This window comes from Lactobacillus sp., from assembly GCF_014803895.1.
In genome coordinates, this window is record NZ_JAAVAU010000013.1 from 30,803 (window position 1) to 56,158 (window position 25,356).

Here is a 25,356-nt window from a genome sequence, read left to right on the forward strand (position 1 = left end):
ATGTATGGAAAATTCAAACTCTAGCAAGTTCTCAAGAAATTTTGTCACAATGACCATTCTAATTGTCCTCTTCCTTGTTTTCCTAGTTGAAACTTTTATGGGCGGATCAGAAAATCTCAATACTTTGATTCGACTAGGAGCAATGAATAATCAATTAGTTGCAATTAAGGGGCAATGGTGGCGTTTATTTACAGCCCAATTTTTACATATTGGTTGGCTTCATATTGCTTCCAATGCAGTAATGATTTACTATTTAGGTCAATTTTTAGAGCCGTTATTAGGTCATTGGCGCTTTTTGGGAATCTATCTATTGAGTGGTGTTGGTGGTAACCTTTTAAGCTTTGGTTTAGGTAGTGACGGAACTGTTAGTGCTGGGGCATCCACTGCTCTTTTTGGTTTATTTGGTGCAGTGATTGCGATGTATTTTGCTAACCGTAATGTGCCACAGATGAGATATTTGGGTAAGCAAGCGATTGCTTTAGCAGTAATTAATATCGTGTTAGACTTATTTGCCAGTGGAATTGATATTTTAGGTCACATTGGTGGTTTAGTGGCTGGATTTTTGTTGACAATTGTTATCGGCAATAAATATCTGCGTAAATATCATTCTAAGATAAGAATATTAGCAGTAGTATTTTTAATAATTTATATAGTATTTTGTGTTCACCAAGGAATGGTGATTAGTAACTAATGAAAACTTTATACGATGTACAGCAATTACTAAAACAATTTAATATCTTAGTTCATGTTGGTAAACGTAAATGGGATATTGAATTAATGGGATTAGAGTTAGATAATCTCCATTTAGCTGGGGTAATTTCTGAAAAAGAATATATGACGGCAAAGTTAATTTTGCGTCACCAATATGAAATAGAAGAACAAAAAGAAGCCTCTAGCGCAAATAAGGATAAAGGATTATCATAATAGGTGATAGACTACAGAAGGGCATTTTAGTGATTTATGAATATTTGGGGAATTATCAATATCATTTTAGTTATCATTATTTTAGCAATCGGTGGTAGCTGGTTATGGATCAAGATTGAGTCCAAACGAGTTGGCGGTGCTATTACTAATGAGGAATTTGAAAAAGGAAAGCGGAAAGCTCAAATTATTGATGTTCGTGAAAAGAACGCTTTTAAAAAGAAACATATTTTGGGTGCAAGAAATATCCCAATGACTATGTTTAAATATCAATACAATGAAATTAGACCGGACTTACCAGTTTACATCTATTCCGATGCACCATCAGTTTCTCTTAGAGCCGTAAAGATTTTAAAGAAAAATGGTTATAAAAAAGTTTATTGGTTAAAAGATGGTTTTGAAGGTTGGAAAGGTCAAACTAAGGCTTCAAAATATTAAATAAAAAAGAGGATCTATTATAGACCCTCTTTCTTTATATCTAAGCTTGGTGTGAAGCAAAACTCTTACGGTTAGCGCGTTTACGATTTTCTTCAATCTTGTTGTTTTGTTCTACTTCTGGTTCAACAACCTTCTTTTTGTAAGTGAATAAACCAGCAGCAATTGCGCCAACAGTAGCAGCAATACCAGTTGCAACACCAGCACCAAATTTCTTAGCCATGCGACATACCTCCTAAATTTTTATCTTCATTATGATTTTAACAGTCTTTTCATATTAAATAAAGGATTTACACATGCAAAAAATAATTATTATGGTTGGACCAACCGCTATTGGAAAAACTAGTCTTGCTTTAAATTTAGCGCCAAAAATTGATGCTGAGATTATTTCAGGCGATTCAATGCAAATTTATAAAGAAGTTGAGATTGGTACAGCTAAGCCAACTCCAGTTGAACAAAGAAAAGTAAAACATTACCTTATTGATGAAAAATCAATTTTTGATGAATATTCGGTCAAAGATTTTGTTAAAGCTGCGACTAGTGCAGTAGATTCCATTGCTGAAAAAAATAAGATTCCATTAGTTGTTGGAGGAACTGGCTTTTATATTAATGCCCTAGTTAATAAGATGCAATTAGGGGAACCTGGTGAATATAAAACCAGCGTTGATGAAAAATGGGAAAAATATTTAACCACCCACGGGGAACAAAAATTATGGGATGAATTAAATAAGATTGATCCTCAAGCGGCAAGTAAGATTGCCGTACAAAATAGTCGCCGTACTTTAAGAGCCCTAACAGTTATTAGTCGAACGGGAAAGTTATTTTCTCAGCAACAAAACAAGATTGAACCACGGTACAATGCCTTGATTATTGGATTAAATACTGAAAGACAGATTGTGTATGACCGAATTAATAAACGCGTTGACCTAATGATGGAAGAAGGATTGCTTGAAGAAGCAAAATTAATTTATAAAAACCGTGATCGTGAGCATCAAGTAATTCAAGCAATCGGATATAAGGAATTTTTTCCATATTTTACAGGAGAAAAAAGCTTAGAGGAATGTATTTCTAAACTTAAACAAGCATCACGTAAATATGCAAAACGACAGTTGACATACTTTAAACATCAGTTACCAGTTCAGTGGTTTGATCCAATTAAGGATGAGAAGTGTCAAGAAAAGATAAATCAGAGAGTTGAAGATTTTATAAATGAATAAAATATGAAAATAATTATTAAACATAGATAAATTTTCCAAAAAAATCAAAATAATTGTGTAATTATATTGACGATACCAATTTAGTCTGCTACTGTAGTTAATGTGCAATGGCACAAGAAAAAAGGAGAATTTCAAGGACTATACCAATCGCTAAAAATTGGCTGAGAATCCTTTAGAACAGGTATGTACAATGAGTAAACAAATTACTGCAGAAGATATTAAAAAAAGCGTTGAAGAAAACGACGTTCGTTTTTTACGTTTAGCTTTTACCGATATTAACGGCACTTTAAAAGCTGTTGAAGTTCCTAAGAGCCAATTAGATAAGGTTTTAACTAATGACATTCGTTTTGATGGTTCTTCAATTGATGGTTTTGTGCGTTTAGAAGAAAGTGACATGGTTTTATACCCAGACTTTTCTACTTGGTCCGTACTTCCATGGACTGATAATCGTGGTGGTAAAGTTGGTCGCTTGATTTGTTCCGTGCATATGACTAATGGTGAACCATTTGAAGGTGATCCAAGAAATAATTTAAAACGTGTTCTTGGTGAAATGAAGGAAATGGGCTTTTCTGACTTTGATATTGGTTTTGAAGCTGAATTCCACTTGTTTAAGTTAGGTGAAGACGGTAATTGGACTACTGAATTCCCTGACCACGCATCATACTTCGATATGACTTCAGATGATGAAGGTGCAAGATGTCGTCGTGATATTGTTGAAACTTTGGAAGAAATGGGCTTTGAAATTGAAGCTGCTCACCATGAAGTTGGTGATGGTCAACAAGAAATTGACTTTAAGTTTGATGATGCTTTAACTACAGCTGATCGGGTTCAAACTTTTAAGATGGTTGTTCGCGAAGTAGCTAGAAAGCATGGTTTATTTGCTACCTTTATGGCTAAACCAGTTCAAGGTCAAGCTGGTAACGGCATGCACACTAACATGTCTCTCTTTAAAGACGGCAAGAATGTCTTTTATGATAAAGATGGTGAATTCCACTTATCAAAGACTGCTTTGACTTTCTTAAATGGTATTTTAGAACATGCTCGTGCAATTACTGCAATTGGTAACCCAACGGTTAACTCATATAAGCGTTTAATTCCTGGTTTTGAAGCACCAGTTTATATTTCATGGGCTTCAAAGAACCGTTCACCATTAGTTCGTATTCCAGATGCCAATGAAATTGGTACTCGTCTTGAAATGCGTTCTGCTGATCCTACAGCTAACCCATATCTATTATTAGCTGCTTGCCTTACTGCCGGATTACAAGGTATTAAAGAAGGTAAGATGCCAATGGATCCAATTACTTCTAATGTTTTTGAAATGAGTGAAGAAGAAAGAAAAGAAAGAGGTATTAAGCCACTTCCATCAACTCTTCACAATGCTATTAAGGCTTTCAAAGAAGATGACTTAATCAAAGATGCCTTAGGTGAACACTTAACTAAGAGTTTCGTTGATTCTAAGGAATTAGAATGGTCCCAATACACTCAAAGCGTTTCTGATTGGGAAAGAAATAAATACATGAATTATTAATTGAAAATAATCTAAAATAGTGATTACTTTCGGGTAATCACTATTTTTTTGTACTGAAAACACTTACTTTTTGAAAAAGGGGTTAAAAAATCATGAGAAAAGTAGGATAATATAAGTGTTAATTAAAAAAGGAGTTGTTTTAATTTGAAAGATAGTAATAGTGTCAAAATTAAAACTGGCTCGTTAGTTTTGATGATCTTTTCAGCCATTTTCGGCTTTAGTAATTCACTAACTGCCTTTTACCAGATGGGTTATTCCAGTATTATCTGGTATATTTTGACAGCAATTTTCTTCTTCGTACCATCAGCATTGATGTTCGCAGAGTACGGTGCCTCATTTAAAGGGGCTAAGGGTGGTATCTTCTCATGGTTGCGTGGTTCTGTTAGTGAAAAGACTGCCTTCATAGGTACATTTATTTGGTTGGCTGCTTGGGTAGTCTGGTTAGTATCATCAACTCAGTTCTTCCTTGTATCCTTGTCAACTGCTATTTGGGGTCATGATACAACTCAAAGTTGGCATTTAGGGCCAATTGGTTCGACCCAATTATTAGGTATCTTAGAAGTAGTTTTCTTAGTGGTGGTAACCTTTTGTGCGGCTAGAGGTATTGATAAGATTAAGGCTGTAAGCAATATCGGTGGTATCTTCACCTTAGCAATTGCAATTGGTTTTATGGTTGTATCAGCTTTAGTATTTATCTTAAATCATGGTCAATTAGCAGAACCATTAACAACTGCTAATTTAACTCATTCACCAAACCCAGCCTTCCAGTCTCCAATTGCGATTGTTTCATTTATTGTCTATGCTTTATTTGCTTATGGCGGTTTAGAAACTTCTGCAGGGGTAATTGACTCAGTGGATAAGCCAGAAAAGACTTTCCCAAAGGCTTTAATTATTTCTATGGTAGTAATGACTGCACTTTATGTATTAAACATCTTGATGTGTGGGGTTGCAGTTAACTGGAATCATAGTTTATCTGGTAAGAATGTTGACTTAGCTAATGTTGAATATGTTTTGATTAATAATTTAGGTGTTGTAACTGGGCACGCTTTAGGTTTATCATCTTCAGCATCTCTTGGCTTAGGTGCTGCCTTTTCTAGATTTGCCGGTATTGCCGATGTTTTGGCCGGTATTTCTGCAGCATTTTTAATGGTATATTCACCAATTAAGTCCTTTATTGAGGGTTGTGATCCTAAGTTAATGCCTAAAAAATTAACTAAACTTAATAAACACAACATGCCAGAATATGCAATGTGGGCTCAAGCTGTTATCGTAAGTATTATTATCTTATTTATCTCATTTGGTGGTAATGCAGCCTCTCAATTCTATACTATTTTAATGGACATGATGAACGTATCATCTTCTGCACCATACTTATTCTTGATTGGTGCATTCCCATTCTTCAAGATGAAGAAGGATTTAGATCGTCCATTTGTCTTTATAAAAAATATGAAGTTTGTTTGGGTGATGACAATTATTGTTTGGTTAGTAGTGGCAATTGGTATAGTCTTTACTTGTATTGAACCATTATTTACTCATGACTATGCTACTTCATTCTGGACTGCAATTGGTCCTGTGGCCTTTGGTATTGTTGCTTGGGTATATTATACTTATCAAGAACGTAAGAATAATTCATTAGAATAATTATTATTAAGAAGGATGTTGTTTTTCGTAAACTGCATCTTTCTTTTTTTCTTGTTATACTATTTTTAGATAGTGCAATTAGTATCATTGAAGATTGGAGAAAAATATATGACTTTACCTTTTAAAGCTGTTGCGGTTGATATGGATGGAACCTTTTTAAATGGTGAAAGAACTTACGATAAAGAATTATTTAATAAAGTCTTAACGCAACTTGAAGAACGTAATGTTCACTTTATTGTTGCATCTGGTCGACCTTATGCAAGATTAAAAGATGACTTCATTGATTTTAGCGATAGAATGGACTTTGTAACAGCTAATGGCTCACGGTTAATGTCTGATGATAAAGAAATTGGGATTACCACAATGAAGCGTGAGACGGTTTTGTCATTAATTGAAGAAGTACATGCAAAATATGGTAAGATGGCTACAATTTTATTTGCTCCTAATATGGCTTATGTAGGAGCGGATGCACCTAAGCGAGATAAGGATTTTTTAAGATATTTTGCAGGAAATTCGACCGAAGTAAAAGATTGGAATACTCTTCCAGATGCACCATTTATTGAATTAACTTTCCATTACGATAGAAAATTTGCCCCACAAATTGAACGTGAATTTAATCGAAAATATGGTAATTTAGTCTCAGTTTTTGGATCTGCTAAAAAGGCAATTGATGTTAATGCCTACGGTGTAAGTAAAGGAAAAGGTTTAAAAGAAATGCTTACCAAGTTTGGTTTAACAGGGGATGATTTGATTGCTTTTGGCGATGGTGGTAATGATATTCCAATGTTAGATTTGGCCAAGTATTCTTATGCAATGGAAAATGGAATGACAGAAGTTAAAAATCATGCTCGCTTTATTGCTCCTAAAAATACTGAAAATGGAGTTTTAAGAGTTTTACAAGAGTATTTAAATAAAGATTAAGTAGTAAACATAATAAGAATGACAGAGTTGAGTTTTTAACTCTCTCTTTTTTGTAATTTTTAACTAAATTGATGCAAACTCTTGGTTATTTATCCCAGATAGTGAGAAAATAAAAAGGATTATGTCTATAGGAGAAATTAATGAAAACAAGATGATTAGATATCAAAATATCACCAAAAAATATGGTGAAAATATTATTTTAAAAGATATCTCTTTTCAAGTAGATGAAAGTGAAATTTTCGTTCTTGTTGGACCAAGTGGAAGTGGTAAAACTACACTTTTAAAAATGTTTAATCGCTTAATTGAACCGACAAGTGGAGATATTTTTTATAACAAAAAGAATATTAAAGATTATAAAATTAGAAATTTAAGACAAGATGTTGGCTATGTATTACAGACGCCCAGTTTATTCCCTAACTTAACAGTTGGAGAGAATATAACAATTGCACTTGAGAAAAAATTGAGTCGAGCCAAGCGAATTGACCGACAAAAAGAGTTACTTAAAAGTGTAGATATGGATCCCACCCTATATTTAAACCGCATGCCTCAAGATTTATCTGGTGGTGAGCAGCAACGGGTAGGGATAATTCGAGCTTTAGCCTCTAATCCACCAGTGGTATTGATGGATGAACCTTTTTCGGCATTAGATCCTGTTGTTAGAAAGCAACTACAAGATTTAGTATTGAATTTACATAAAAAAATAGGAAAAACAATCTTATTTGTAACTCATGATATGCAGGAAGCTGTACGAATGGGTGATAGAATTGGAGTGGTTCATCAGGGACAACTTGAACAAGTTGGGAAACCACGTGAGATTTTACAACATCCTGCTACAGATTTTGTTAAAAAGTTTTTTGCAGGGAATGGAATCCAAAATACTCTAGATTTAGAAAGTTTACTTAAAGGTGAATTAGGGGTAGATCCACGTTTTTATCCTAAAACTGAAACATTACCGCATTATCATGTTTATAGTATTGAAGATTTAGTGAAAGATTGTTCCAATCACCCTAACTCACTCTTTATTGCTGAAACTGAATTTGGTGTGTTCTTGATTGAACCAAAACGAGTTTGGAATTTCTTATTAAAGAGGGTGGCCAATAATGTTTAAATCACTGTGGAATATGATATTAACTGAGCATGATCAAATTTTAGCGACAACCTTAGTTCATATTAAGATATCCCTAATTTCGTTATTTATTGCGATGGTAATTGCTATTCCATTAGCTTTTATCTTAAAAAATCATAAAAAAGCTGCTGAGTTCACCTTACAAGTGGCTGGAGTTGTTCAAACGATTCCAAGTTTAGCAATTTTAGGTTTGTTATTACCCTTTGTTGGGATTGGAACAGTACCCGCAATAATTGCTCTGGTCCTATATGCGATTATGCCAATTTTTCAAAATACTTATTCTGGGTTGGCTAGTATACCACCTAACTTACAAGAAGCAGCCGATGCATTTGGTTTATCTCGTTGGAAAAAATTACAAAGATTAGAAATTCCATTGGCAATGCCTATGATTTTATCAGGAATTAGAATTGCCCTGGTAATGATTATTGGTACGGCAACTTTAGCAGCCCTAATTGGTGGGGGAGGTCTTGGTACTTATATCTATGTTGGTATCAATTCTAATAATAATGCTGAAGTCTTGTTAGGTGCGATATTATCTGCATTATTAGCCCTCTTCTTTAGTTGGTTCTTGAACTTTATTTCTAAAAATAAAAAGAGAACAAAGATTGGATTAGGGATTATTATTGTTTGCTTACTAGGTTGGGGAGCAAATAGTGTTTATCACACTTTTCAATCACAAACTAGTAGTAAAGCTGAGCCACAAGAAGTTGTTATTGCTGGTAAGATGGGATCAGAACCAGATATCTTGATTAATATGTATAAAGAATTAATTGAAAAGAATGATCCTAATGTAAAAGTAACGCTTAAGTCTAATTTTGGTGGTACTACTTTCTTATTTAAGGCTTTGCAAAGTAACAAGATTGATATTTATCCTGAATTTACAGGAACTGTTTTACAAACTTTAGTTAAAACAAATAAAAAAACAGGGTCTGATCCTAAGCAAGTCTATGTAGAAGCTCAAAGTGCTTTAAAAAAGCAGTACGATATGGAATATCTTAAGCCAATGCAATATCAAAATGGGTATGCTTTGGCTACAACAAAAGAGTTTGCTAATAAATATCATTTAACTAAAGTAAGTGATTTAAAACGAGTAAATAAAAAAATTCAAGCAGCTTTTGATCCAGATTTCTACAATTTGAAAGATGGTTATCCTGGCTTAAAGAAGGTTTATCAATTAGATTTCAAGTCAATTAAAACAACAGAATCAAGTATTCGTTATCATGCAATTGCTAATGGGGATGCTAATGTGGTGGATGGCTATACGACTGATGCTGAAATCAAAAAGTATAACTTAGTAATGCTTGAAGATGATAAGAATTACTTCCCACCATATCAAGGTGCCCCATTAATGAAGGCAAGTTTTGCAGAAAGAAATCCTAAAATTGTCAAAGCCTTAAATAAGTTGGCTGGTAAAATCACGACTAAGCAAATGCAAGAGATGAACTATTTAGTTAACGTGAAGCATGAAAAAGCAGCCAAAGTTGCTCATGACTTTTTAGTAAAGCATAATTTGTTGTAATTTGTAGGCAAATAAAGTGCTTTCTTAAGGAAGATATAGTTTAATAAAGGTAGGAAAATTGTAAGAACTATTCATAATCAGAAAGAGGTGGTGCCTATGGATAAGGATCAATCAATAGCTGATTTGGTAGATACTCCTTGGCAAATAAAAAGTAACATTTTGTACTACACTTCTATTGTTTACCACATAGTTTCTTAATAATTAAATATTTAGAAGGTCCCTTAGCCAGGGACCTTTTTTAGGAGAAAAGATGAGCGAATATACTGTAAGTACTAAATTAGAGCAACCATGGAAGATTAAAAACAAGACTGGAGAGTTTTCTTTTTTAGCCGATGAACCTAAAAGTGCTGGTGGGCAAGGTTTAGGACCTAATCCAGTCCAATATTTAATTGGGGCAGTTAATAGTTGTATTACTATTTCTGCAGGGATGATCAATCAAGTTCATGATTTGGGAGTGACAAATTTTCAAGTTCGAAGTAAAGCAATAACTGAAAAGGTGGGCCATAAATCAAGCGTAACTAAGATTATTGCAAAAGTTTCTTTCAATTCTGAAATGGATGAAAAGGAAAGAGAGAATTTTTTAAGTCATACCTTACATGTTTCTACAATTTATCAAACTTTGAGGAAAGGCATTAATATTGAGGTAAAGTTAGTCTAAATGTTGAAGAAAAGAAGATTTCAAACTTAAGAAATCTTCTTTTTTCTTTAAATAAAGATTTAAAATACTTTACTGATTGATAGTTATTGACTCCATTTCTTACTTTTTTTGTTATGATAATGATTAAAGGAGTGAAAATGTATGGATATATATGGTGGCTATCACCCAATTTTAGATGATATTTTAAACCAAACACTCAACCACTTTAATGAAGTAAATCAAGCTCATCAGGAAAAAACTGGTGATCGCTTGTATGAACATATAATTGGTCGGGTAAAGACACCAGCTAGTATGACTGAAAAATGTCAACGTAAGAACTTACCATTAACTCCACACTCAGCTTTAAAAGAAAATCGGGATAGTATTGGAATACGGGTAGTATGTAATTTTATTGATGATATTTATACTTGGATCGATTTAATTAATAAGTGGACTAGTACTGAAATTATTAAGAAAAAAGACTATATTACTAATGCTAAACCTAATGGTTATCGATCTTATCATTTGATTTTAGAAGAAACTTTTCCCTATGAAGATATTGATGGCAATAATCCTGGTAGATATTATATTGAAGTTCAATTAAGAACAATTGCTATGGATACCTGGGCTAGTTTAGAGCATGAAATGAAATATAAACATCAAATTAATAATCCTGAAATGATTGGTAATGAATTGAAGCGCGTAGCGGATGAGTTGGCTTCGTGCGATGTAAGTATGCAGACGATTCGCCAATTAATTAGAGAAGAGGGCTAACATGAAAATCTTAATAGCAGAAGATGAACCGCAATTATCTCGTGTATTAGTTGCAGCTATAACTCATGCAGGTTATGAGGTCGATGCGGTATTAGATGGTAAAGAAGCCGTTGAATATGCTCAAAAAAATTCTTATGATGTAATTATTTTGGATATCATGATGCCAGTGATGGACGGAATTACCGCTCTTAAAAAAATTCGTGCTAGTGGTGACAAGACTTATGTTTTAATGTTAACGGCTAAAGCTGAAGTTGATGATCGAGTAACTGGTTTAGACAGTGGTGCGGATGATTATTTGACTAAGCCTTTTTCTTTAAAGGAATTACTTGCACGTTTGCGGTCGAAAGAGCGTCGTGAAGATGAATTTACTCCAACTGAATTAGAATTCGGTGACTTAAGTTTAGATACTGAAGAACAAGAACTTGTCAGTCATAATTCGATTCGTCTAAATAATAAAGAAACTCAGTTGATGAATTACTTGTTATTGAATAAGGATAAGGAACTATCTACTGAAGATATTTTTAATCATGTTTGGAAAAATGAAGATAATGTAACTGATGAGATTGTTTGGATTTATATTTCTTATTTACGGCGAAAACTTGAATCGATTCAAAGTAAAGTCCAAATTGTAGGCGAAAAAGGTGGTAGCTATAAGATAATCGATGATAAGTAGGTGAGAAGATGATTCAGAAATTCCGCTGGAAGTTTATTTATATGTCGATTGCTTCTTTATTTATAGTCTTGATTGTAACGATGGGGATGCTATTATTTGTTAATTATCATCAAGCTCAAACTGAAGTTGATCGAGTAATGGTAGCTTTGATAAAAAATGAAGGTCACCTCACTCCTCGTAACGCTCAGCCAGCTTTTGGTAATCAAAATGATGCAATAAATAGGACCTTCTTAGCAGGGAGATATAATCCAGAGGCAGTATATCAATATCGCTACTTTTCGGTGAAAATTAATCCTAAAAATAAAATTCAAATTATTAATGATGATAATGTTTATCAACTTTCTAGTAAACAAGTTAAGCAAATCACAAAAAAGATTCTTAAACTTAAACAAAGTGAAGGAAGTATTGATATTGGTCAAAATAAATATCGATACCGTAAGAGTAAGAATAAATTAGGTGATCACTTTATTGTCTTTTTAAATGAATCATTAATTTTTGCAAAATTTTGGCTTTTATTAAGAATATCATTAGCATTATCGCTTGCTGCTTTGTTTATTTTTGCATTAGTCTTGATTAGTGTTTCTCGGAAAGCAATCAAGCCAATTATTGTAACTTATAATAAACAGCGTGAGTTTATTACTAATGCAGGTCATGAATTAAAAACGCCATTAGCAATTATTTCAGCCAATACAGAAATGGAAGAGATGTTAGGTAATGATTCTGAGTGGCTACAGAGTACTAAGGATCAGACTGAAAGATTAACTCAATTAATTAATCGTTTAATTGCACTAGCTAGAACTGGTGAAACAGGTGAATTAGTTGTTGGTAAGGTCAACTTTTCTAAAATTGTAAAAAATGATGCTCAATCTTTTAAGTCAGTAATGCAAAAAAATGGTCTGCATTATGAAATACAAATTAATACGGGAATATTTGTTAGAGGTGAGGAGCATTCTTTAAAAGAATTAGTAAATATTTTGCTTGATAATGCTTGCAAATACTGTGATAAGGATGGGAAAGTTGTTATTTCCTTAACTCGAAGTCGATTAGGAAAGCATGCAATTTTAAAAGTGAAGAATACCTATGTAGATGGTAAAGGAAAGAATTACCAGCATTTCTTTGATCGATTTTATCGTCAAGATGAGTCCCATAATTCTAAGAAATCAGGTTTTGGGATTGGTTTAGCCATGGCAAAAGATATAGTTGAAGCCTTCCAGGGTAAAATTAATGTTCATTGGAAAAACAATATGATTAGTTTTGTGGTTAATTTAAAGATTATGAAATAATAAAAAGTATGAATTGTGTTTATATAGTTCATACTTTTCTTTTTAGGAAAGGAAATTATGTCACCAAGAACAAAATTAGATTTATTAAAAACAACAGAAGAGTTATTATCTGAACGTAAATTTGAAGATATTACTATTAATGATATTTGTGAAAAAGCTTTAGTTACCCGGAGTACTTTTTATCGTTATTTTACTGATAAGTATCAGTTAATAGAAGTAATGGTTAAGTATATTGGTGAGCGTGATTTACAATATAGTAATTCAGATTCTTTTTTTAATGAACTAGAAAAAATGATTATTAAAAATAATAATCTTATTCGTAATTTAAATCCTTTAAATCAAAATCATTTAAATTTTTACAGTGATTTTTTAAAAATTATTGAAAAGGGATTAACATCCTATGTTAATAATGACAGTAATAATAAAAATGATATTATTGTTGCTCCAATTAAACAAAGTACTGATCCAGAAGCAATGATTAAGTTTATAGCTGGTGGTGTATCAGCATTATTAATTAATGCGGGAAATGGTAATGAATATAAAAAAGATATCGAATTTATTAAAGACACTCTAGAAAAATTATCTTCTCACAATGAAACAAATTCTTAATAATGTCTCATTTTGAAACAACTATCTTATTTTGTAGCTAGGATTTATCTGTCTTCTCTACTAGAATTAGAAAATATTAATTCTAGAGAGGGGAACAAATTAGTGAATCAAATATTTGGTAAATGGGCTAAAAATATTCTGAAGCATTCTAAAATATATATTGCGATAGTTTGTTTATTAACGGTTATTTTTAGTTTTGGTCTTACTAGAATTCAGATGAAGATGGGAAATGATGTCTTTGTCAGCACGAATTCTGATATTTATAAAAATACTAGAACATACCAAAAAAACTTTGGTGGTGATTCTGCTTACTTAATGCTTAGTGGGAGTCAAAAGGAAATCTTGTCTCATAAGACAATGAGAAAGGTTAGTGATTTTAGTAAGCAAGCAGAAAAAATTGATAATGTTAAATCTACAACAAGTGTAGTAAGTTTACTCAATGACTTAATTAAGAAGTCTGATATATCTAGCATGATGACTTCAACTTCTTCTACAAATAATAGTAACTTACAAAAAGATTTGTTTGATAACTTATCTACTAAGCAAAAAACAAGCTTGCAAGAAAAATTGCAGCAGTCATTAACTCAAAAGCAACAAGCCTCAATGGCACAATATGCAACTGGTTTATTGACTGATAAGCAGAAATTAACTCTTGCATCTAAGGTGCAAGCAGGTGCTAATCAAAATGCAGCCTTACAAAGTATTTTAACTAAAAAACAAGCTCAACAATTGCAAGCTTATACACTTAGTTTATTAAATGCTAAGCAAAAGAAAGCCTTCATGAATACCGTAATTAAGATGATGCCAAGTGTTGAAGATATGTCAACACCGTTATTACGCGATATTATGATTGGTGAAAATGGTAAGGTTCGTAGCCAATTCAAGCAATTATTACCACAAAATGGTAAGAATATCTTGGTGTTAGTAAACACTACAGATAAGACTAGTGATATGTCTACCAATGTGCAATTGCGTTCAGATTTAGAAAAGGCAATCAAGCAAACACATTTTGGCTCAGAGTATAAAATTAACTTAGCTGGTCAACCTGTAATTATGGGGCAAATTAAGACAAGTGTAATGAATACAATGGTCAAGATGGTTATCATTGCTTTAATCTTAATGGTTCTCGTTTTACTTTTATTATTTGCGGTGAGAAGACGATTATTTTCATTATTGTTTGTTCTCTTGGGTATGATTTGGACCTTTGGTTTAATGGGCTGGATTGGATTACCAATTACTTTAGCTACAATGGCTACTCTTCCAATTATCATTGGTCTAGGAACTGACTTTGGTGTACAATTCCATAATCGTTATGAAGAGGAATTTCGAAAGAACCAAAATGCTGCTCAATCTAGTGTTAAGGCTGCGGCTAACATTGGACCAGCAGTTGGTGTAGCTGTAATTATGATGGCTTTAAGTTTCTTGACGATGCTTTTATCTAAAGCTCCAATGATGCAACAGTTTGGAATTACTTTAGCTATTGGTGTAGTCTGTGTTTACTTAGTTGAGTTCATTATGGTTTTTGCTGTAATGCCAAGTTTAGATGCTCGAACTAGCAAGAAAGAATTAAAGCTTAAGAAATCAAATAAAGTTGGCAAACTTTTAGCTAAATATGCTAACTTCATTATGAAACATTCTGCTATTGTTTTAATTATTGGTGGAGTAATTGCAGTTTGTGGTTTTGCAGTAGAAAATAAAATTGGTACTGAAACCAATTTGACTAAATTAATTCCAGAAAGTTTACCTTCTTTAGTTCAAACTAAGAATTTGCAAAAGAAAGTAGGATCAACCACTTATTTAACTTATCTAGTAAAAGCTGATGATATTAAAGATAAGAATAATTTAAAAGAAATTGATAGAATTGGTAAGCAAGTAAATAATAAATATGCTGATGTGACTGAGGTTCAGAGTATTTCAACTATTTATAAGCAATTAGGTGGAACTTATTCTGAATCACAAAGTCAGATTAATAAAACTATCAATAATTTACCTGCTTCGATGAAGGATACAACCATTAGTAGTAATAATCACTATGCCGCAATCCAATTTAAGGTGAAAAATAGCTTAAATAGTGATCAACAATATCAACTAATGGAAAAAATTAACCAAGATATTGATGGTAAACATGGTGCAGTTACAGTTTCAGCTGCAGGAGCAACAATGATGCAACTAGTTGGGGTGAAGAATATGACTTCTAACCATTACTTAATTATTGGGGCTGGATTGGTAATTATTTTTATCGTGTTATTAATTGTTTACCGTAATTGGAAATTAGCAATGTATCCATTAGTACCAATCTTAATCGTATTAGGTGCTTCACCACTTACTTTATGGGTGAGAGGTGGAGAATACAATCCTGTTACTGTTACCTTAAGTTCATTGATTTTAGGGGTAGGTATTGAATTTACTATCTTAATTCTTGAGCGCTATCAAGAAGAGATTAAGAAGACTAATACTCGTAATGCAGTTTTGACCGCTATTTCTTCAGTAGGTTCAGCAATTACAGTATCTGGCTTAACCGTAATTGTCGGCTTCTCTGCGATTATATTTGCTGACTTCCCGGCTCTGAGCTCATTTGGTGCTAATACAGTAACTGATACGGCATATTCTTTGTTTGCAGCTTTAACATTTATGCCAGCAATAATTTATCTTTGCCGTAATCGAAAGGAGGATAATAAAAACTAGGATTTATTCCTAATAATTCCTTCTTGAAAAGTTATAATTGTAAGCTTATATAATCATATCTAATCATACTTTTTAACCCTAAAATCTAAAGTGATTTTAGGGTTTTTCTTTGGAAAATTTAAAAATACTATTGACAGGTGAAATAAAGACCGCTATTATTACTTGTAAATAATAAGTATCGAAGGAGAAAAAGATGGTTTCATTAGAGCGTAACCAAGTTAAAATGGGCATGTGTTGCTGTAAAAACAGTAGCTTTTTTATGGTACACATCCTATCTTAAAACTCTGAAAGATCTTATTTTAAATTTAGCAATTAAAATAAAGCGAGTTAGATTCTGGATGGTAGAATTTAACCCGCTTTTTATATGCGAAGGAAGGATTAAGAAATGTCTAAATTGAAAGTTGTTGCAGCTAGTTTAGTTACTTTAGCTACGGGAGCAATTTTAGCTGCATGTGGAAATAATAATGCTAATAACTCTACTACTGATACTACTACGTTAAATACTTCAACGGCGAACGAAATTTCTACATTAGATTCAAGTAAGTATGGAGATACTACAAGTTCAGAAATTTTACAAAACTCTATGGAAGGACTTTATCGTTTTGATAAAAACAATAAAGTTCAATTAGCTGGAGCTAGTTCAGTTACGCGTTCAAAAGACCAAAAAGTATATACTTTTACTTTAAGAAAAGATGCTAAGTGGTCTAATGGAGATCCTGTTGTGGCACAAGATTATGTGACTGGTTGGCAAAGAACAGTAGATCCGAAGAATGAATCATTAGATTCAGATAGTTACGCTATTATTAAAAATGGGGATGCAATTTCGGAAGGAAAATTGTCGCCAAGTAAGCTCGGAATAAAGGCCATCGGAAAGTATAAACTTCAAATTACCTTAGAAAATCCAGTTCCATATCTTCCACAAATTTTGGAAGGAGCTCAATTTTATCCTCAGGATACTAAATTAGTGAAAAAATATGGTTCAAAATATGGTACAAGCAGCGATAAAATTGCTTATAATGGACCATTTGTTGTTAAGGGATGGACTGGTTCTAACTTGAAGTGGTCTTTAAAGAAGAACAATACTTATTGGAACAAAAAGACTGTTCATTTGAATACAGTAAATTACCAAGTTGTTAAGGAAACCTCAACTGGTATCAACATGTTCCAATCTAATGAAATTGCTTATACACCACTTTCATCCTCTTACGTAAAACAATACCGTAATAATAAGGAGTACCATTCACAAGTTACTCCAACCAATGGTTATATGAGCTTTAACTTAAAGCGCAAAGTTTCAGGAAATGTTCATGTACGTCGTGCAATTAGTCAAGCTATTAATAAAAAACAACTAGTAAACAATATTTTGTTTGCCGGAAAGGTTTCAAACGGAATTGTTGCTTCTAACTTTATTACTGATGAAGCTACTGGTAATGATTATCGTAAAGATGCTGGAGATTTAGTTACTTATAACTTAACTGCAGCCCGTAAAGAATGGAAAAAAGCTCAAAAAGAACTTGGTAAAAAGATTACCATTGAATTACTTACTTCAGATATAACTGACTCAAAAGCAGTTGGAGAGTTTTTACAAAGTAATTTAATGGAAAATCTTCCAGGTCTTACCGTTAAAGTTCGTTCAATGCCATTGAAATCTCGTCTTGCTAATACAACTAGTCATAACTATGATATGGTTTATGGTACTTGGCAACCAAGTTATGAAGATCCAATTGATTTCTTAACATTAGGAGGATTATTCAATTTAACAACAGATTATCATAATGATAATTTCTGGAACCAAATTGAAAATGCCCGTTCAAAATATGCAACAAATCCTAAGAAGCGTTTAGCATCATTGATTGCTGCTGAAAATCAATTAATTAAAAAAGATGCCTTTGCAGTGCCACTTTATCAATCTGCAACTTCTTACTTGTTGAAGTCTAATGTAAAGAATTTCCAATTGTCTCCTTACGGTAATGTAGTATATTACTGGAATACATATATTAAGAATTAAAAAAAGAGAAGCTTTAAAGCTTCTCCTTTTTTGATTGTGTAAATTACATTTGGCTGTATTTAATTTCTGATTGACTTAAATCAATTGTGTAAGTTTCTTCTTCTAATGAACGCTTGGTCATTCCCTGATCAGTAGAGTAAATAATCAAGGCAAGTTGTGAACCAACGGGGACACGATAGAAGGTGGGTTGTAATTCAAATTCCAAGTCGTAGAATTCTCCAGGCTTAATTTTCTTCGCCTTCTTCATATCGCTGTAGTTCTGGATGTTCATGTGGCCTTTAGTAATTAATTTAGCCTTAGTTTCTTTATCGTTGACAAATTCTTTCATCACTTCAGTACCAAAGCGGTAACCCAGTTCTTGTATTTGGTCATTGAAGGCCTTGGGAACTGGAGTGAGACGCTTTCTTTTACCAATTTCAACTAAGGCGACAGAAATTTGTCCCTTAGGGAGGCTGGTGCTGACGCGAAGTTTTACCTTAGGACGACCAACAACTGTGATAGGGTGAATAAATTCATCAGTTTCAAAGCGTAATTGTTGGTCGAGCCATTTTTCTTCACCAGAAATAAATTTATACTGCCAGTCATCTTCAGAAATTTTAGCTTCCTTGAAGACTTTACCACCCTTATCGGTAAATGAAACTTTGCTTTCATCTTCGCCACCATTTTTGAGTAGTAAACCTTTTGCATCTGGATAATAGGTAACTTCTTGACCGAGTGAATTATTCCAAGTTGGTTCTTGGTGCCAGATATCAGGATAGAGGTTGTCCTGAATCATAACATCATCCCATTGTTTGTAAGCATTATTTTCAATTTCAAGCAATTCGTGGCAGAACCATAAGTTCATCAAGTCGGAAAAGTCAATTGAGAGCAGGTTGTTCATATTGTAGTGTGGGCCTTGGTGTAAGAAGAGCTTGTGAGCGATTGGAAGTTTAGAAACTTTTTGCCAAATCTTGTAAACATTCTTAGGCTTAACATTCCAATCGTTCAAGCCGTGAACAGAAACCCAGGAACATTTAATGCCATCAGTGTGGTGACGGTAGTTGCGAGCTTCCCAGAAATCAGAGTATTGACCTGTTTTACGGTCGGACTTTTCAAGGAGTCGTTTTTGCATTGCATCGTACTTAGGCTTGATCTTTAAGTAGTCCCCAGAATCCCATAAGTTAGATTGACAAGTTTCAGCAAGCATATCAAGGTCTTCACCTTGGCAAGCTTCAGGAGCAATTACCAAACCATGTTCACGATAGTAGTCGTACCAAGAAGAAATTGCCGCTTCAGAAACTACTGTTTTAAGTCCAGCTACACCAGTAGTGGCAATAGCAATTTGTAAAGTACCCAAGTAAGAGCGACCAGTCATTCCAATATTGCCGTTGCACCAAGATGCTTTAGTTTCATGTTGGCGAGTGCGATCAGTATAAGCAATACGATCACCATGAAGCCATTCGATAATTTCTTTAGCAGATTCAGTTTCTTCTGGACTACCAGTAATTCTCAACCCATCACTACCACGTGTTCCAATAGCACCAGCGTAAACATTAGCAAAACCGCGCGCCAATAAGTATTCGTTTAAAGAATATGCAGCTTTATGAACTGCTTCTTCAGTTGCAGCTTCATCTTCGCTAGAGGGTTTTGTAGCTTTAACTTGAGGCATTGCTTCATATTTAGGATAAGTACTTTCACTTGCATCCTCTAAATTAACATCAACGTTATGGTTACGTTTGGCATTATCAATAATTCCGCCAAAGTATGGGTCTGCAGTATAAAGGGCAGGAATTGGGAAGTTGTTAGATTGATATGGTCTGAAAACTGTCACTTGTAGTAAATCAGGTTTACCATCTTCGTCAGTGTCTAGATCACTTTCAACATAAACAACTTCACGAATCACCTTGCTCATATCAAAGACAGGAAGAGATTTGCCGTTGAAAAACATGTGCTTGTTATTGCCGTAGAATTGGGTGAAGTAGCCGCGACCAGCCATATTATCGATTAAAGTCTGCCCATTTTTAGCTCGAGTATTAAGTAAACGATAGAATACAGCTACTAATTCTTTTTTATCAATTTCTTCCTTATTAGTGTAAGGTAGTGCATTGCGCTTCATGCGGTCTAGTGGATCATTTAAGTCATAATCATAACCCACATGGTAGCCAAGTAATTGTAAAGCTACATTATAGAAATTATTTCTACTCATCTTATCAGGATTAGTAGAAATGAAATCAGCTAAGGTCTGCTTTTCATCAACTGCGAATTCTGTGAGTTTTGCCTTTTTGGCTTCATAAGTTTTAGCTTCAGCAATTGCATTTTCTACTAAGGTTGCTAATAATTCTGAAAAGCTAATTTCTTGCCATTCAATAGGTAAGAAGTTAATTGATTCTAATTCTTTGACTTGCTTATCAAATTCTGTCTTCACATAGGCGTATTGATTGTATTTCATGTAATTTCTCCTTTACTTGAGTCTGTCTAGTTAGATTTTACTAGTTTTTTCATTAAAAAAGAAGAAAAGAAAATTCTAAAACTAGTAAGTAAATGATTAAAAGCTTATAATGAGTAATTAAGAATAGATAATTTGGAGGCAAATTTAATGGCAGAAGTAAAACGCTTATATGAAACTTTTCATCCCGACCACTATGATGTATTCTTAGACATCAGTCGTAAGGATAAAAAATTCTCTGGTAAAGTAACTGTTACCGGAGATGCCCAAGAAGAAGTGGTTAAATTAAACCAAAAGTACTTGAAGATTACTAATGTTAAAGTTGATGGTGCAGATGCTAAGTACGACTTTAACGATAAAGACGAAGTAATTAATATTGAAGCTGGTAAGACTGGCAGTATCAAGATTGAAGTTGAATTTAATGGTCCACTTACTGATTCGATGATGGGTATTTATCCTTCATATTACAAGATCAATGGTGAAACTAAGCAGTTAATTGGTACCCAATTTGAAACTACTTTTGCGCGTCAAGCATTTCCATGTGTGGACGAACCAGAAGCTAAAGCAACTTTCAGCTTAGCAATTAAGTTTGACGAACAACCAGGTGAAACTATTATTTCTAATCAACCAGAAGAAAAGATTGAGGATGGCGTTCACTACTTCAAAGAAACTGTTAGAATGTCTAGTTATTTAGTTGCCTTTGTCTTTGGTGATATGCAAAAGAAGCTTACCAAGACTAAGTCTGGTGTTGAAATTGGTGTCTTTGCAACTAAGGCTCACAAGCCTAAAGAATTAGACTTCGCATTAGATATTGCTAAGCGTTCAATTGAATTCTACGAAGATTACTATGAAACTCCATATCCTTTAGAACACTCATATCAAGTAGCTCTTCCAGACTTTTCAGCAGGTGCAATGGAAAACTGGGGTTGTGTAACTTACCGTGAAGCTTACTTACTTCTTGACCCAGATAATACTTCACTTGATATGAAGCAAGTGGTGGCCACTGTAATTACTCACGAATTAGCTCACCAATGGTTCGGTGACTTGGTAACTATGAAGTGGTGGGATAACTTATGGCTTAACGAAAGTTTTGCTAACATGATGGAATATGTGGCAGTTGATGCTTTAGAACCTGAATGGAAAATTTGGGAAATGTTCCAAACTTCTGAAGTTCCTGCTGCTCTTCAAAGAGATGCAACTGATGGTGTGCAATCTGTGCACGTTATGGTTAATGATCCAGCAGAAATTGATGCCTTATTTGATGGTGCGATTGTATATGCCAAGGGTTCAAGAATGCTTGTGATGGTTAGAGCATTACTTGGCGATGATGCTTTGCGTGAAGGTTTGAAGAATTACTTTGCTGCTCATAAGTATGGTAATGCAACTGGTGATGATTTATGGAAAGCTTTAGGTGATGCTAGTGGCTTAGATATTGGAGCTATTATGCACTCATGGCTTGAACAGCCTGGTTATCCAGTAGTGAGCGTTAGTGTTAAGGATGGTAAGTTGACCTTATCTCAAAAGCAATTCTTTATCGGTGAAGGTAAGGAAGTTGGCAGAAAGTGGCAAATTCCATTAAACGCTAACTACTCGGCTGCTCCTCAAATTATGAAAGATGAAGAAGTAGTTATTGGCGACTATGACCAATTACGTAAGGAAAATGGTGTACCATTTAGAATCAATGTTGGTAACAATTCTGATTTCATTGTGAAATATGATAAGGAGTTATTAGATGATATCTTAGCAAGCATTGAATCTTTAAAGGCCGTTGATAAGTTACAATTACTCCAAGACTTTAAGTTGTTAGCACAAGCTGGTCAAATTTCATACGCTGACATTATTCCGTTACTTCCTAAGTTTGCGGATTCTACTTCTCCAATTGTAAATAATGCACTTTACTCAATTGCTAACACTTTGCGTAACTTTGTTGATCCAGAATCTGATGAAGAAGCACAATTACGTAAATTTTACAACCTTCTTTCAGAAAAACAAGTTGACCGTCTTGGCTTCTTACCTAAAGAAGGTGAATCGAATGATGATAGCTTAACTCGTCCTTATGTTTTAAGTGCATCATTATATGCTCAAAATCCTCATACTATTGATAAGCTTCATGACTTATACCAGGAAAATTCCGATAATTTGGATAGCTTATCAGCAGATATTCGTGGGGTAGTCTTAGATAACGAAGTAAGAAACTTCGGTAATATGAGCTTGCATGATAAGTTAATGCATGAATATGTGACAACTAATGATCCAAGTTACAAACAAGATTTACGTGCAGCTATTACTTATACTAAACAACCAGATTTGATTGATGCTATTGTTGATAGTTTTGAAGATTCGGAAGTAATTAAGCCACAAGATTTACGTGCTTGGTACCGTGGCGTTCTTGCTAACAACTATGGTCAAGAACAAGCTTGGAACTGGATCAGAACTCAATGGTCATGGCTTGAAGCTACTGTTGGTGGCGATATGGAATTTGCAACCTTCGTGACTGTAACTGCTAATGTCTTCCACACTAGAGAAAGATTAGAACAATTCAAGGACTTCTTTGAACCTAAACTTAATACTCCAGGTTTAACTCGTGAAATCAACATGGACATCCGTGTAATTGAATCCAAGGTTAACTTGATTGAAAAAGAACAAGCTAGCGTTGTTGAAGCAATTAACAAGGTTGTTGATTAGTTAATTGAATTTAAATAGATAAAGAAAAAGGCGATTCGTGAGAATCGTCTTTTTTGTGTGGATTGGGGTTGCCACTTTTGGGTTAAGTTAATATATAATTTATTAGCAGTGGGATGCAAGAGCAATAAAAATATCACCACCAGCAAATATCATGCCACCCCATAAGCTAGCTAATAAAATATTTTTAATTAATTTTAATTTTGAACTCATTGTAAAGAAAGGTCCTTTCCATGGAAAAAATAAGTAGAAATTTAGGTCCTAAATTTAGAAAAATTAGGAAATCTAAAAAATTAACTATGAAACAGATTAGTGGAGAAATTATATCTAAGTCATCTCTTTCAAGATGGGAAAGAGGAGAACAAGATATATCTTTGGCTACATTTTATAAATTACTGGATGAGATTCACGTCTTTTCAGAAGAAGCATCTTCTAAAGAACTTATTCAATTTATAAGTAAAGTTAGTGACTTATATAGGAAAGACGAAATTAAACAGCTAAAGAATATATCACAAGCTTTACTAAAGCAATATGCAAAAGACCGTAGTTATGAAACTTTAATAAAAGTTACTACTGTATGTGATTTGTATATGGATTTGTCTGATGAAGATTTAACAGATACAAAGTTTAAACATATTTTGACTCTACAAGTATGTAGAATTAAGACTTGGTATAAACAAGATTTATTTTTGTTTGCCAACAGCCAATTCTTTTTGGAGTCACCTGTGATTTATAAAAAAGCTTATTCATTAATTGAAGCTGTCTATAATATGACAGTGGTGCCAGATTTGGAATCACGTGCATTATTAAATGCAGTATTTGTATTGTTAAAGAAAAAAGATCTTACTCATGCAGAGACGCTGCTAAATAGTATAAAAGAATTAAACTTTTCTTCTTCTAATTTAGGAGCAGTATACAGGGAAAATTACTTTAGTGAGGTCATAAGATATATTAAAACTGGAAATTCCTATGGTGTCGAGCAATGTATAGCTCGTTTAGGTAATTCAAAAATGGAGAAACAATTAGCCAAAGATTCAAAGTTTTCATTATCTCAGATAAAGAAAATTTACAAACTTTAACTCTCCATAATGTATTTTGACATAGTTAAGTTTTAAAAAAGAAAAATTCCCATTTAATGGGAATTTTAAAAAATATTTTTCAAATTGTTGTAGATTATATATGTAGCAAGCAAAAGATTCTTGCTATCAATGGATGATTTGTATATTAAGAAGGTGATATGTATGTCAAGACTTGATGAATACAAAACTGTTTCAATTTCTGAATTATCCCAAGTTGTTGGTGGCATAGACACGGATAAACAGAAAGGAAAAGAATAGTACTCTTCAAAAGTTTAATACTATTTCTACTGATAATTTAACTAATGTAACCGGTGGTGAAATTGCCAAAGAAATTTGGGACAGTGCTAGAGATTTTGGTACTGGTGTAATTGACGGTTTTGAGGGACACTATCACAGTCATAAATATAGACATAGAGATAGATAAGTTTTAGTAACTTGCAAAAAGGTGAAAGAAAAGTACAAGTTAGTTTTCCTTTCACCTTTTTGCTAGGTATTTTTAAGGATATTAGCAATGAGATTTATTGGAAATATTTTAAAGTGGTTAGTAATACTGTTTTTAGGTTTTGTAATTTTAATTATTATGGAATTTCCAGCTATTTTTGTAACTCCTAGTCCTAGTAATGCTACAGTAAAGTTCAATTTTTGGCATAATGTCAGTTTAGTAATAGGTTTTGCAATTCTATCATTTATTTTGGAATATTTAGTATGCTGGTGGGCCGGAAATAAAATCAATTTTTTTAAAAAGATATCTTTTAAAAAATTAATTTTAGCAATAAGCTCAGGAATTGCTCTTTATATTGTAGAAACATTAATGACGATGAATATGAAAGGAGGTACTGGTGAAACAAGTCTTTATGGACAGACAATGAGAACAAGTCTCTGTATTCCCTTATGGATAACAATAGCTGTTATTACTCCAACATTAGAAGAATTGTTCTTTCAGGGATTGATACAGAAAGGAATCTTGAAGTTTTTAAATCCGTGGGTTTCTATGATTATTACTGCTGTCTTTTTCGGGGTAATGCATGCAATGTCATTCAGTTTGATATTCTTTGTACATTGGATTTCAGGGATGGTCTTAGCCTATGTTTATTACAAAACAGATGATATTAAAGTTCCAATTATAACTCATGGAATGTTTAATCTAATTTTATTAATACAAACAGGGATGCAATTTTTGTAAGAGGATAAAA

General features: G+C 33.3%; 22 protein-coding genes. 20 read left to right on the forward strand and 2 right to left on the reverse strand.

Annotated elements, in window-relative coordinates:
* Positions 1–4: 4 nt before the first annotated feature.
* The 3 genes from HDR40_RS05010 to HDR40_RS05020 are packed head-to-tail and all read left to right on the forward strand — an operon-like array spanning position 5 to position 1,359.
* Entirely contained in the window at positions 5–691 is a 687-nt protein-coding gene (locus HDR40_RS05010) for a rhomboid family intramembrane serine protease (RefSeq protein ID WP_290627139.1), read from the forward strand.
* Positions 691–924 (forward strand): YqgQ family protein, encoded by a 234-nt coding sequence (locus HDR40_RS05015; RefSeq protein WP_290627141.1) that lies wholly within the window; start codon positions 691–693, stop codon positions 922–924. The genes HDR40_RS05010 and HDR40_RS05015 overlap by 1 nt, the downstream gene beginning before the upstream one ends.
* A 36-nt stretch (positions 925–960) precedes the next feature.
* Positions 961–1,359 (forward strand): rhodanese-like domain-containing protein, encoded by a 399-nt coding sequence (locus HDR40_RS05020; RefSeq protein WP_290627143.1) that lies wholly within the window; start codon positions 961–963, stop codon positions 1,357–1,359.
* Positions 1,360–1,399: 40 nt separating this feature from the next.
* On the opposite strand, the gene HDR40_RS05025 is transcribed toward HDR40_RS05020, so the two are convergent.
* Positions 1,400–1,579 (reverse strand): DUF3042 family protein, encoded by a 180-nt coding sequence (locus tag HDR40_RS05025; RefSeq protein WP_290627145.1) that lies wholly within the window; start codon positions 1,577–1,579, stop codon positions 1,400–1,402.
* Between the two features lie 73 nt (positions 1,580–1,652).
* Here HDR40_RS05025 and miaA point away from each other — a divergent pair, with 73 nt between their 5' ends.
* The 13 genes from miaA (at position 1,653) to HDR40_RS05090 (ending at position 17,977) form a co-directional block, all read left to right on the forward strand.
* Positions 1,653–2,573 (forward strand): tRNA (adenosine(37)-N6)-dimethylallyltransferase MiaA, encoded by a 921-nt coding sequence (gene miaA, locus HDR40_RS05030; protein ID WP_290627147.1) that lies wholly within the window; start codon positions 1,653–1,655, stop codon positions 2,571–2,573.
* Between the two features lie 190 nt (positions 2,574–2,763).
* Positions 2,764–4,101 (forward strand): type I glutamate--ammonia ligase, encoded by a 1,338-nt coding sequence (gene glnA / locus HDR40_RS05035; protein WP_290627149.1) that lies wholly within the window; start codon positions 2,764–2,766, stop codon positions 4,099–4,101.
* A gap of 144 nt (positions 4,102–4,245) precedes the next feature.
* On the forward strand, positions 4,246–5,742 hold the full coding sequence (gene yjeM, locus HDR40_RS05040) for a glutamate/gamma-aminobutyrate family transporter YjeM (RefSeq protein ID WP_290627151.1): 1,497 nt from the start codon (positions 4,246–4,248) through the stop codon (positions 5,740–5,742).
* A 108-nt stretch (positions 5,743–5,850) separates the two neighbouring features.
* Entirely contained in the window at positions 5,851–6,663 is an 813-nt protein-coding gene (locus HDR40_RS05045) for a Cof-type HAD-IIB family hydrolase (RefSeq protein ID WP_290627153.1), read from the forward strand.
* 121 nt (positions 6,664–6,784) lie between these two features.
* Positions 6,785–7,771, forward strand: coding sequence for an ABC transporter ATP-binding protein (locus HDR40_RS05050; protein ID WP_290627155.1), 987 nt, complete (start codon positions 6,785–6,787; stop codon positions 7,769–7,771).
* Positions 7,764–9,308: a glycine betaine ABC transporter substrate-binding protein gene (locus tag HDR40_RS05055; protein ID WP_290627157.1), complete on the forward strand. Its 1,545-nt coding sequence runs from the start codon at positions 7,764–7,766 to the stop codon at positions 9,306–9,308. Before HDR40_RS05050 ends, HDR40_RS05055 begins: the two co-directional genes overlap by 8 nt.
* A gap of 250 nt (positions 9,309–9,558) precedes the next feature.
* Positions 9,559–9,966, forward strand: coding sequence for an OsmC family protein (locus tag HDR40_RS05060; RefSeq protein WP_290627159.1), 408 nt, complete (start codon positions 9,559–9,561; stop codon positions 9,964–9,966).
* 141 nt (positions 9,967–10,107) lie between these two features.
* Entirely contained in the window at positions 10,108–10,719 is a 612-nt protein-coding gene (locus HDR40_RS05065) for a GTP pyrophosphokinase family protein (RefSeq protein WP_290627161.1), read from the forward strand.
* Position 10,720: 1 nt separating this feature from the next.
* Positions 10,721–11,392 carry a response regulator transcription factor gene (locus HDR40_RS05070; protein WP_290627163.1) on the forward strand — a complete coding sequence of 224 codons (672 nt, stop codon included), beginning with the start codon at positions 10,721–10,723 and terminating at the stop codon, positions 11,390–11,392.
* A gap of 8 nt (positions 11,393–11,400) precedes the next feature.
* Positions 11,401–12,675: a HAMP domain-containing sensor histidine kinase gene (locus HDR40_RS05075; protein ID WP_290627165.1), complete on the forward strand. Its 1,275-nt coding sequence runs from the start codon at positions 11,401–11,403 to the stop codon at positions 12,673–12,675.
* A 57-nt stretch (positions 12,676–12,732) separates the two neighbouring features.
* On the forward strand, positions 12,733–13,284 hold the full coding sequence (locus HDR40_RS05080; protein WP_290627167.1) for a TetR/AcrR family transcriptional regulator: 552 nt from the start codon (positions 12,733–12,735) through the stop codon (positions 13,282–13,284).
* 102 nt (positions 13,285–13,386) lie between these two features.
* Complete coding sequence (locus HDR40_RS05085; RefSeq protein WP_290627169.1) at positions 13,387–15,969, forward strand: hydrophobe/amphiphile efflux-3 (HAE3) family transporter; 2,583 nt, start codon at positions 13,387–13,389, stop codon at positions 15,967–15,969.
* Positions 15,970–16,354: 385 nt separating this feature from the next.
* Positions 16,355–17,977, forward strand: a complete 1,623-nt coding sequence (locus HDR40_RS05090; RefSeq protein ID WP_290627171.1) for a peptide ABC transporter substrate-binding protein — start codon at positions 16,355–16,357, stop codon at positions 17,975–17,977.
* A gap of 43 nt (positions 17,978–18,020) precedes the next feature.
* On the opposite strand, the gene HDR40_RS05095 is transcribed toward HDR40_RS05090, so the two are convergent.
* Complete coding sequence (locus HDR40_RS05095) at positions 18,021–20,405, reverse strand: Xaa-Pro dipeptidyl-peptidase (RefSeq protein WP_290627173.1); 2,385 nt, start codon at positions 20,403–20,405, stop codon at positions 18,021–18,023.
* Between the two features lie 147 nt (positions 20,406–20,552).
* On the opposite strand from HDR40_RS05095, the gene HDR40_RS05100 reads away from it, so the two are divergent.
* The 4 genes from HDR40_RS05100 (at position 20,553) to HDR40_RS05115 (ending at position 25,346) form a co-directional block, all read left to right on the forward strand.
* Positions 20,553–23,087, forward strand: coding sequence for a M1 family metallopeptidase (locus HDR40_RS05100; RefSeq protein WP_290627175.1), 2,535 nt, complete (start codon positions 20,553–20,555; stop codon positions 23,085–23,087).
* A gap of 230 nt (positions 23,088–23,317) precedes the next feature.
* Entirely contained in the window at positions 23,318–24,163 is an 846-nt protein-coding gene (locus HDR40_RS05105) for an Rgg/GadR/MutR family transcriptional regulator (protein WP_290627177.1), read from the forward strand.
* A gap of 162 nt (positions 24,164–24,325) precedes the next feature.
* Positions 24,326–24,421, forward strand: a complete 96-nt coding sequence (locus HDR40_RS05110; protein ID WP_290627179.1) for a bacteriocin — start codon at positions 24,326–24,328, stop codon at positions 24,419–24,421.
* Positions 24,422–24,674: 253 nt separating this feature from the next.
* A complete protein-coding gene (locus tag HDR40_RS05115; protein ID WP_290627181.1) occupies positions 24,675–25,346 on the forward strand; it encodes a type II CAAX endopeptidase family protein in 672 nt (223 codons plus the stop codon).
* Positions 25,347–25,356 lie beyond the last annotated feature (10 nt).

Excerpts from the sequence above, each read along its gene's own strand:
- HDR40_RS05090 (WP_290627171.1), top strand. The coding sequence starts at position 16,355 with ATGTCTAAATTGAAAGTTGTTGCAGCTAGTTTAGTTACTTTAGCTACG.
- HDR40_RS05115 (WP_290627181.1), top strand. The coding sequence starts at position 24,675 with ATGAGATTTATTGGAAATATTTTAAAGTGGTTAGTAATACTGTTTTTA.
- HDR40_RS05055 (WP_290627157.1), top strand. The coding sequence starts at position 7,764 with ATGTTTAAATCACTGTGGAATATGATATTAACTGAGCATGATCAAATT.
- HDR40_RS05050 (WP_290627155.1), top strand. The coding sequence starts at position 6,785 with ATGTCTATAGGAGAAATTAATGAAAACAAGATGATTAGATATCAAAAT.
- HDR40_RS05110 (WP_290627179.1), top strand. The coding sequence starts at position 24,326 with ATGTCAAGACTTGATGAATACAAAACTGTTTCAATTTCTGAATTATCC.
- HDR40_RS05065 (WP_290627161.1), top strand. The coding sequence starts at position 10,108 with ATGGATATATATGGTGGCTATCACCCAATTTTAGATGATATTTTAAAC.
- HDR40_RS05045 (WP_290627153.1), top strand. The coding sequence starts at position 5,851 with ATGACTTTACCTTTTAAAGCTGTTGCGGTTGATATGGATGGAACCTTT.
- glnA (WP_290627149.1), top strand. The coding sequence starts at position 2,764 with ATGAGTAAACAAATTACTGCAGAAGATATTAAAAAAAGCGTTGAAGAA.
- HDR40_RS05015 (WP_290627141.1), top strand. The coding sequence starts at position 691 with ATGAAAACTTTATACGATGTACAGCAATTACTAAAACAATTTAATATC.
- HDR40_RS05070 (WP_290627163.1), top strand. The coding sequence starts at position 10,721 with ATGAAAATCTTAATAGCAGAAGATGAACCGCAATTATCTCGTGTATTA.
- miaA (WP_290627147.1), top strand. The coding sequence starts at position 1,653 with ATGCAAAAAATAATTATTATGGTTGGACCAACCGCTATTGGAAAAACT.
- HDR40_RS05060 (WP_290627159.1), top strand. The coding sequence starts at position 9,559 with ATGAGCGAATATACTGTAAGTACTAAATTAGAGCAACCATGGAAGATT.
- HDR40_RS05010 (WP_290627139.1), top strand. The coding sequence starts at position 5 with ATGGAAAATTCAAACTCTAGCAAGTTCTCAAGAAATTTTGTCACAATG.
- HDR40_RS05075 (WP_290627165.1), top strand. The coding sequence starts at position 11,401 with ATGATTCAGAAATTCCGCTGGAAGTTTATTTATATGTCGATTGCTTCT.
- HDR40_RS05080 (WP_290627167.1), top strand. The coding sequence starts at position 12,733 with ATGTCACCAAGAACAAAATTAGATTTATTAAAAACAACAGAAGAGTTA.
- HDR40_RS05100 (WP_290627175.1), top strand. The coding sequence starts at position 20,553 with ATGGCAGAAGTAAAACGCTTATATGAAACTTTTCATCCCGACCACTAT.
- HDR40_RS05095 (WP_290627173.1), bottom strand. The coding sequence starts at position 20,405 with ATGAAATACAATCAATACGCCTATGTGAAGACAGAATTTGATAAGCAA.
- HDR40_RS05020 (WP_290627143.1), top strand. The coding sequence starts at position 961 with ATGAATATTTGGGGAATTATCAATATCATTTTAGTTATCATTATTTTA.
- HDR40_RS05105 (WP_290627177.1), top strand. The coding sequence starts at position 23,318 with ATGGAAAAAATAAGTAGAAATTTAGGTCCTAAATTTAGAAAAATTAGG.
- HDR40_RS05025 (WP_290627145.1), bottom strand. The coding sequence starts at position 1,579 with ATGGCTAAGAAATTTGGTGCTGGTGTTGCAACTGGTATTGCTGCTACT.